The following is an 8,524-nucleotide window of genomic DNA, read 5'->3' as shown; positions in this document are numbered from 1 at the left end:
TGGTAGTAGCGCATGACTGTTAATCATGATGTCGCAGGTTCGAGTCCTGCTGCCGGAGTGATAAGACACATCTAAACGTTGATTTGTCGGCGTTTTTTTGTTAATAAAATAGGATGAGAATACTCTCATCCTATTTTATTTTTTCCAAATTTAAAATAATAGACAGTAAATAATACTATTCCAGTAATAGATAGGCCTACCCCAAATTTAAAGCCGTAAGGGATAAAAATTAATGTTACTTTGCCTTTTCCTTTAGGAATATTTATTTTCATAAAACCTTTCTGAGCTTTGAAAATTTTTATTTCTTTATTATTTTGATAAGCTTTCCAACCCCTATCATAGGGAATAGTGAAGAAAAGAGAACTTCTATTAGGACTTGTATAATTAGCAATAACTTTATTGTGATCAGTTCTTACTTTTACTTTTCGTTTATTAATAACAGTCATAGCTTTTTGATAAGCTTCTAACTTGAGCCCATAAAAGTGAGGAATTGGGAAAGAAACTTGATCATTGTGTGGAAATTGAAATTTTACTTTGATACGACTGTTTTCAGCAAAGGAACCAATATTAAAAAATGAATAAGCATTATCAAGAGTATTAGGTACAAATGGTCCATTATTAACGGAGATTTGAACAATTTTATTTTCCTCATTATTAAAATTTATAAACGGCATACTAACATATAACTGACTGTTTTTAGGGATAGTTATGTTATAGGTAATTTCAGTATTCCCTTGTTTATTCTTTTTAACAAATACTTGTTTATTAAGAGTGGTTTGCCCAGAAACGCTATTTGGAATAAGATGCTCAAAATACGTCTCTTTCAAACCACTTAATTGATTTAAAAGAGTTGTCTGATTATCCAAAGTATTCACAGTAAATGGTTTATCTTGATATACTTGATTCGTTAGTATAGCTAATTGACTGGCAAACTGATTTTTGTAAAGAATGGTTTGTTTATCTTGAGCTTTTTTGATAAAACCAAATTTATCAAAAGGATATTCTGTAAGGTTATACTTCACACCAAATAGACTATCTGCGATCAAAGTATTATTTTGATAACGTAAATTTAAATTTGTACCATCTGATTTAAAGCCAAGTCTATCAAGCACTTGACTTGAAGAACGATTTCTAATAGATGAAAATTGTGAAATACCATTATAATTATATTTCATAGAGTCGTTGCCGGTTTGTCCTAACCAGCGCTCTGTACGGAAGAATGTAGAGTTATTTCTCTCAGTCTTTCTGACAAGTTTGCTAATGCTGTGATTATATTTAGCATATCCTTGCCTAGATGGAAATATCCATTCATCGTTAAGACTATTTAGTTGGTAAAAGGTGTTTAATGTCATCTCTAATACAACAAAACCAATAAGAAAGGGATAAAAAACTAATTTAGGGATTTGCTTACTGACAAAACTAATAGTTAGAATAATATAAGCTGAGAGGAAAGTTAAGGTTAAAAGAAGTAATTCAAGATTAAGGTAATGATAATGCTTTTTAAATAAAAACGTGATTATGAAACCACTTACTAAAATTAAATTGACCCCTAAAATCTTTTTCCAAGAAATGTTGTCTAAATACTCAAGGCATTCAGCAGCTAGCAGACAGATAAGTACTGAAAGTACCCAAGAGTAGCGATGGAGAAACATATTTGGAGCATGCATCCCTTGCCAAAATAAATCTAGAGGTGTTATATAAAAACTAGCAATAACAAATATTATTAAAAATCCATATGCTAATCTAGTCCTTCGAGGAACTTCCTTTATTGTAAAGTAAAGTAAAGAAAGGAGTAAAGGAAGTAAACCTACATAAATCATAGGAATAGAGCCAAATTTTGTTGTATCATAGGCTCCAATCATATTTTTAGCAAACAAATCCATGTACCAAGAATTTTCTGTAAACATCTTCGATACCTTTGTCAACTTTTCACCATGAGTAGTTAAATCAAAATAAGTTGGCAAAATCATAATGCTACTAGTCATACCAGCTAAAAGAGATAAAAAGGTAAAATGAAGAAATTGTTTAAATGCAACCTTACTATCAGTATTACGGGTTATTTGTACGATGAAGTAAAGGCTAGTAAAGATGGCAGTCATAAAACCAAAATAATAGTTTTGGATGAATAAGGCTGTCAGAGAGAGGAAATAAAGTATAGGTTTTCTTTCCCATAGTAGCTGATCAACTCCTAAAACAACAAGGGGAATTAGAATAAATACATCTAGCCACATATTAATTTCAATTTGGCTAATTGAGAAACTCATTAAGCTATAGCAAGTAGAAATTACTAAAAGTAAGACACGATTAACTTTACAATGACGTTTACAAAGAGTGACAAACATTGACAAACCTATCAACCCTATTTTACATATTGTTAAAAGGTAGATAGCATCAGGCATATTTTTTAGGTTAAAGAAATAAACTATTGGGGATAAAAAACTTCCCAAATAGTAACTACTCAGAGCATAAAAATTTAAACCTAAACCGCTTGTAAAGGTATAGAATAAGCTGTTTGAACCATGAAGAATATTTCTTAATGCTTGATTAAAGATAACATATTGATGAAAGCCATCGCTTGCTAATATGGTTGTTGGACTTCCCCAATAAATATTCTTAGTAAAGAGGATACAGACTATGATTATGAAGGGAAGTAGAAAGCTTATTGTATAGTAAGGTATACGAAGCTTATAGTGGTTAATTGTCATATATATCTCCTAAGATAAAAAGGCTGGACACTATTTGTTCCAACCTTTTTATTTAAATGATTAATATAGTTTTAAGATTTTCAATCTTGACACGTTTATTAGGTTAGAGATATGCCAAAGGATTATTTCCAGAGTTGAGCGACCTTAGCTTGTACTTCGGTATTTTCAAGAAATTCATCGTAAGTTTCATCGATACGATCGATAACTCCGTTTTTAGAAAGAACAATAATATGGTTCGCTAAAGTTTGAATAAACTCGTGGTCATGACTTGCAAAAATAATAGATTCTTTGAAATCTTTTAGTCCATCGTTGAGACTTGAAATAGATTCCAAATCTAAGTGGTTTGTTGGATCATCAAGAACAAGAACATTAGATTTTAATAGCATTAATTTCGAAAGCATAACGCGTACTTTTTCACCCCCAGATAAGACATTAACAGATTTGTTAACCTCATCTCCAGAGAAAAGCATACGACCTAGGAAACCACGTAAGAAGGTATTATCGTCTTCTTCTTTACTAGCAAATTGACGAAGCCATTCTAAGATTGACTCGCCAGAAGCAAAATCTCGTGAATTGTCTTTTGGAAGGTAAGAACGACTAGTTGTTACTCCCCATTTGATTGTTCCTTCATATTCGATATCCCCCATCAATGCTCGAATAAGTGCAGTAGTTTGGATATCATTTTGTCCAATAAGTGCAGTTTTATCACCAGGACGAAGAATGAAACTGATATTATCAAGGATTTTTTCCCCATCAATAGTGACAGAGAGATTTTCAACGGTCAATAAATCATTTCCCATTTCGCGTTCGGCTTTAAAGTTAACGAATGGGTATTTACGGCTTGATGGTACAATCTCTTCAAGTTCAATTTTATCAAGCATTTTTTTACGAGAAGTTGCTTGTTTTGATTTTGAAGCATTCGCTGAAAATCGTGCAACGAATTCTTGAAGTTGTTTAATTTTTTCTTCTGCTTTAGCATTACGATCAGCTTGTAAACGAGCTGCTAATTCTGATGATTCTTTCCAGAAATCATAGTTACCGACGAACAGTTTAATTTTTCCAAAATCAAGGTCAGCCATATGTGTACATACTTTATTCAAGAAATGACGGTCGTGGGAAACTACAATAACTGTATTTTCAAAGTCAATCAAGAAATCTTCTAACCAAGTAATAGACTGGATATCAAGTCCATTGGTAGGCTCGTCAAGGAGAAGTACATCTGGTTTACCAAAGAGAGCTTTTGCAAGGAGAACTTTAACTTTGTCTCCATTAGCTAGTTCACTCATATTTTGATAATGAAGCTCTTCTGAAATATTTAGATTTTGGAGTAATTGAGAAGCCTCACTTTCAGCCTCCCATCCACCGAGTTCAGCAAATTCTCCTTCTAATTCCGCAGCGCGAACACCATCTTCATCAGAAAAATCTTCTTTCATGTAGATAGCATCCTTTTCTTTCATGATACTATAAAGTGTTTCATTACCCATGATAACGACATCAATGACGCGCTCATCTTCATAATCAAAATGATTTTGGCGAAGTACAGAAAGGCGTTCATCTGGGCCAAGTGCAATATGTCCTGTTGTTGGTTCAATATCACCAGCTAAAATTTTAAGGAAAGTTGATTTACCAGCGCCATTTGCTCCGATAAGACCATAGGTATTTCCTGCTGTAAAGTTAATGTTAACTTCATCAAATAATTTGCGATCACTAAAACGTAGTGAAACATCTGAAACTGTAAGCAATTTTGTTACCTCTTGTGTATATTCTATCTGCTATTCTACTAGAAAAAGCTTTAATTATCAATCGATTACATTGGCATAAGAATGTCTTCATCAAGACGTCCATGATTTTTTTGAAGACTAAATCCACGTCCAGAAGCTTGTGATGTTGGAGTTACTGTTATGAAGGCTGTTTCGTCAATTTCTGCTATTGCCTCTTGTAATTTAGCAAACTCATAACCAGCAATAGTTGTCATAAGCATGATTTGATTAGTTCCAGAATATCCCCCTTTAACGGGAATTTCTGTTACTCCTCTATCTGCGACAGTATTGATATATGTCTTAATTTTTTGGTGCTCTTGAGAAACGATTAAGACAGTGCTTAAGGTTGTAAATCCAGTTTGGATAGCATTAATAATATAACTAATAGTTATCAACCCAATAATAGAAAACATAACCGTATCACTGTCAAAAGCTAGGAAACCAACAATTGTAACAAGTCCATCAATCAATATAACCCCTTGTCCAAGGCTTATAGGAGTATATTTTCCTAAGAATTGAATGATAATCCCCGTTCCACCAGTTGAAGAGTCGCTCCAAAAAACAATCCCCAAACCACATCCTACAATAACACCTCCAAAAAGTGCTGCGAGGAGTGGGTTGTGGGTCAAAGTTGGTACACTTTGTGTTAACTTAATAAAAACAGGAAAAATCCAAGAACCATAGACAGTTTTTAAAAAGGTTTGTTTACCTAAGCCAAAGTAGCAAAGAAGGAGCAATGGAATATTGATAATCATAATAAAAAAAGCAGAATCCCAACCAAATACTTCATGAAAACTAACTGCCAAACCACTAATCCCCCCCGTGACAATATGATTATGAAGAAAGAAAGCGTTGAAACCAAATGCAACAATTAGAGATCCAATATTTAATAGTATAAAATTCTTAATTTTTTTAGACATGATAAGCTCCTTAACTTTAGTAATAATAACATGATAAAAAGAGAAAGCTGTCAATAAATAATATTGACAACTCAGTCATAACATTTTTATTTTATCAAAACTTATTATTACCTATTATCTAACAGCGAGACTTGGTAGTCAAGTAAATTTAGAAAAGAAATTTCTCGATATTTTTGAGTTGAATGCCTATTTTATTGGTATATAATAGAAAACATGATAATACAAGAAGGAGAATTTGCTATAATGCGCAGAGATGATATTATAATGCCACAAGATGGAAGAAAAATGGCTGTATTATTGGGTTTTATTGGTGGTTTTATTGACGTTTATAGTCACATGCAGTTTCACTCCCTTGTTGCAACACAGACAGGTAATATTATCTTGATGGTGGCAAATCTCGGACAAAATGATTTTCACTTTTTTATCACTAAATTATTTTCTATTTTCTTTTTTTCAATTGGTTTTTTGGTTGGTATTGTGATTAAAGAACGTGCAGTAACAGCTTTTTGGCGTCTATATGCATTATGTCCCCTTTTACTTTCTACGATGTTTATTCCTTTTGTTGAAAATGTAAACCACAATATCTGGGTAGCTTTATTAGCCTTTAGCACAGGTATTTTAATGTTGACATTTTCAGGAAGTCGCATTGAATCGGAACCATATACTATCTTAATGACTTCTGGTAATTATCGGAAAATGCTACAATTTTGGTATGAGTATATTGTTAATCGTCAGAGAACGGCTATGCAAAAAAGACGAGCTATCAATTATTCACTGGTAGTTCTAGCATTTATTATTGGAGCATTGGTAGCTGCAATAGTTTACGATATTTTTGCATATAGAGCTATTTTAGGTGTGACGATAACGCTTTTAATTATTATGATTCATTATACGATTGAAATTATTAAGAACGATTTAACGTTACATAATGTTTAATCATCTTAATAAGGTGAATGTTTCTTGTAGGGATGAATTGCAATAGGGCTTGTGACATGATAAGATAACTATATGAAATGATATCTTTGGTATATTAAGGAGTAAACATGACAAAACCAATTATCTTAACAGGTGATAGACCGACAGGAAAGTTGCATATTGGACATTATGTAGGTAGCTTAAAAAATAGAGTTCTACTTCAAAATGAGGGTAGCTATACTTTATTTGTCTTTTTAGCAGACCAACAAGCACTGACAGACCATGCTAAAGATCCGCAAACTATTGTTGAATCAATTGGTAATGTTGCACTTGATTATTTAGCTGTTGGGTTAGATCCAAACAAGTCGACTTTATTCATTCAAAGTCAAATTCCTGAGTTAGCAGAATTAAGTATGTATTATATGAACTTGGTTTCACTTGCACGTTTAGAACGTAATCCAACTGTAAAAACAGAAATTGCTCAAAAAGGTTTTGGTGAGTCTATTCCAGCAGGATTCTTAGTTTATCCTGTTGCACAAGCAGCTGATATAACCGCTTTTAAAGCTAACCTTGTTCCTGTAGGGACTGACCAAAAACCAATGATTGAACAAACACGTGAAATAGTTAGATCTTTCAATCATGCTTATAATTGTCAGGTTTTAGTTGAACCAGAGGGAATCTATCCAGAAAATGATGCAGCAGGTCGTCTGCCAGGGTTAGATGGTAATGCAAAAATGTCTAAGTCATTAAATAATGGAATCTTTTTAGCAGATGATATGGATACAGTTAAGAAAAAAGTTATGAGTATGTATACTGATCCAAACCACATTAAAGTAGAAGAACCAGGACAAATCGAAGGTAATATGGTATTTCATTACCTTGATGTTTTTGGAAGAGATGAAGACCAAAAAGAGATTACTGCTATGAAAGAACACTATCAAAAAGGTGGACTTGGGGATGTTAAAACAAAACGTTATCTACTTGATATCTTAGAGCGTGAATTATCACCTATTAGAGAACGTCGCCTCGAATATGCTAAAGATATGGGACAAGTTTATCAAATGTTACAAAAAGGTAGTGAGAAAGCTCAAGCTGTTGCAGCCTCTACTTTGGATGAGGTTAAATCAGCCATGGGTTTGAACTATTTTAAATAATATATGTCCTATAATAAAAGAGAGCTAGATATATCTAGCTCTCTTTTATTATAGGAATGCCTAAGGAGTGACATTAATAAGGAGTGTATGTAATGGTAATCTACATTGTTTAATTTGCAACAATTTGTGTCCCTGCATTTTGGGCTAAAACATTATCAATATTTTCAAGTGAAGTAATAATAGCTCGTGATTCAGGTTTATTTTCAACAAAAGCAATCGCAGCTTCGACCTTTGGTAGCATACTTCCAGGGGCAAATTGATTTTCAGTGATATATTGTTTCATTTGTGAAACAGTAACTTCTTCTAATTTTTCTTGATTAGGTTTATTAAAATTAACAAAAACGTTGTCAACGCCAGTTAAGACGATGAATAAGTCAGCATCAACAAGTTCTGATAAAGTTTGACTGGCAAAGTCTTTGTCAATAACAGCTTCAACCCCTTTTAATGCCTTTGTATTAGCATCTTCAATAACTGGTACACCTCCGCCACCTGCGCTAATAACAACCACACCAGAGTCCACTAACCGTCTAATAACAGAAGCTTCTTTGATACCAACCGGTTTTGGTGAAGGAACGACTTTACGCCATCCACGGCCAGCATCTTCTTTAAATTTTGAACCTGTTTCTTGGGCTTGTTTCTTGGCATCTTCTTCAGATAAGAATGGGCCAATAGGTTTTGTTGGATTAGTGAAAGCTTGATCTTTTTCATCTACAATAACTTGAGTTACCACTGTTGCAACCTCTTTGTCAATGCCTTGTTCTTGTAATTCATTGTTAAGAGCATTTTGTAACCAAAAACCAATACTTCCTTCTGTCATGGCAACACAAGTATCCAAAGGCATTGCTGGATTCTTTTCAGAATCTGAAGCTGCTTGCTGTAGCAATAAGTTACCAACTTGGGGACCATTTCCATGAGTAACAATGACATCATGGCCTTCTTTAATCAGTTTGACCAGTGATTTTGATGTGTTGATTAATGCTTCTTGTTGTGCTTTTGCTGAAGCATCTGTTGATAGAATAGCGTTGCCACCTAAGGCAACTACGATTTTTTGATGTTCTTTTACCAATTTA

At 33.4% G+C, this 8,524-nt stretch carries 6 protein-coding genes and 1 tRNA gene (1 of these 7 cut by a window edge); 3 read left to right on the top strand and 4 right to left on the bottom strand.

The features are described from left to right. A tRNA-Asn gene (locus HMPREF2818_RS10240) sits at positions 1 to 58 on the top strand; it begins 139 nt to the left of the window's first position. 67 nt (positions 59 to 125) lie between these two features. On the opposite strand, the gene HMPREF2818_RS03575 is transcribed toward HMPREF2818_RS10240, so the two are convergent. The 3 genes from HMPREF2818_RS03575 to HMPREF2818_RS03565 all read right to left on the bottom strand — a co-directional run bounded on the left by HMPREF2818_RS03575 (position 126) and on the right by HMPREF2818_RS03565 (position 5,385). Continuing rightward, the gene (locus HMPREF2818_RS03575) at positions 126 to 2,705 is read right to left on the bottom strand and encodes a YfhO family protein (protein WP_000154437.1); all 2,580 of its coding nucleotides are present in this window, start codon (positions 2,703 to 2,705) and stop codon (positions 126 to 128) included. A 122-nt stretch (positions 2,706 to 2,827) separates the two neighbouring features. Beyond that, positions 2,828 to 4,447: an ABC-F family ATP-binding cassette domain-containing protein gene (locus HMPREF2818_RS03570; protein WP_000958804.1), complete on the bottom strand. Its 1,620-nt coding sequence runs from the start codon at positions 4,445 to 4,447 to the stop codon at positions 2,828 to 2,830. 65 nt (positions 4,448 to 4,512) lie between these two features. Further along, entirely contained in the window at positions 4,513 to 5,385 is an 873-nt protein-coding gene (locus HMPREF2818_RS03565; RefSeq protein WP_000037681.1) for a YitT family protein, read from the bottom strand. A gap of 243 nt (positions 5,386 to 5,628) precedes the next feature. Here HMPREF2818_RS03565 and HMPREF2818_RS03560 point away from each other — a divergent pair, with 243 nt between their 5' ends. Further along, on the top strand, positions 5,629 to 6,321 hold the full coding sequence (locus tag HMPREF2818_RS03560) for a YoaK family protein (protein WP_001250491.1): 693 nt from the start codon (positions 5,629 to 5,631) through the stop codon (positions 6,319 to 6,321). A gap of 107 nt (positions 6,322 to 6,428) precedes the next feature. Continuing rightward, positions 6,429 to 7,454 (top strand): tryptophan--tRNA ligase, encoded by a 1,026-nt coding sequence (gene trpS / locus HMPREF2818_RS03555; RefSeq protein WP_000165475.1) that lies wholly within the window; start codon positions 6,429 to 6,431, stop codon positions 7,452 to 7,454. 109 nt (positions 7,455 to 7,563) lie between these two features. Here the strand turns inward: trpS and arcC are convergent, their stop codons facing one another. After that, positions 7,564 to 8,520: a carbamate kinase gene (arcC, locus tag HMPREF2818_RS03550; RefSeq protein ID WP_000237848.1), complete on the bottom strand. Its 957-nt coding sequence runs from the start codon at positions 8,518 to 8,520 to the stop codon at positions 7,564 to 7,566. Positions 8,521 to 8,524 lie beyond the last annotated feature (4 nt).

The sequence above is a fragment of the Streptococcus sp. HMSC076H09 genome (genome assembly GCF_001811765.1).
GTDB lineage: Bacteria > Bacillota > Bacilli > Lactobacillales > Streptococcaceae > Streptococcus > Streptococcus agalactiae.
This window is presented reverse-complemented; position numbering and strand designations above follow the sequence as displayed.